Below are 513 nucleotides of genomic sequence, written 5' to 3' on the forward strand. Positions count from 1 at the left end.
CGCCCACCGCGCGGGCATTCGCCCCGCCGCCCCCGGTCGCGCCGCCCGCCACCGCCGCCCGGCTGCCGGACGACTTCGACCCGTTCGCCGACCTGCCGACACCGGCGTCGGGATCGGCCTCCGCCGACCCGCTGGCCGGCTTCATGGGCAGCTCCGCTTCCGCGCCGCCGCCTGCGCCGGCCGGTGGTTCGCTGCCGGTGGATTTCAGCCTCGGCGACCTGCTGGGCTCGCCGACCGCGGCGCCGTCGTCCAGCCTCGACGCGATGTTCGGGCTCGGCAATGCGCCTGCCGCCAGCAGCGGCGGTGATCCGTTGGCCGCCTTCCTCGCCGCCCCCCCGCCGGGTGGCGCTTCGGCCAACACCGATCCGCTGGCGATGTTCGGCGGCGGTGCCTCCGCAACGCCGCCCGCCGCGATCCCGGCCGACTTCGACCACACGCCCGAACTTCGTGGCGCCTACGTGCCGCCGGCGGTTCAGGCCCCCCCGCCCCCACCACCCCCACCTGTGCCCCCCG

Annotated in this window: 1 pseudogene; it reads left to right on the top strand. The window is 77.8% G+C overall.

Annotation, left to right across the window (positions count from 1 at the left end):
- Positions 1-513: pseudogene (locus AC1DXV_RS35265) on the top strand (hypothetical protein); the annotation flags it as partial.

The organism is Rhizobacter sp. P3_C12, assembly GCF_056402735.1.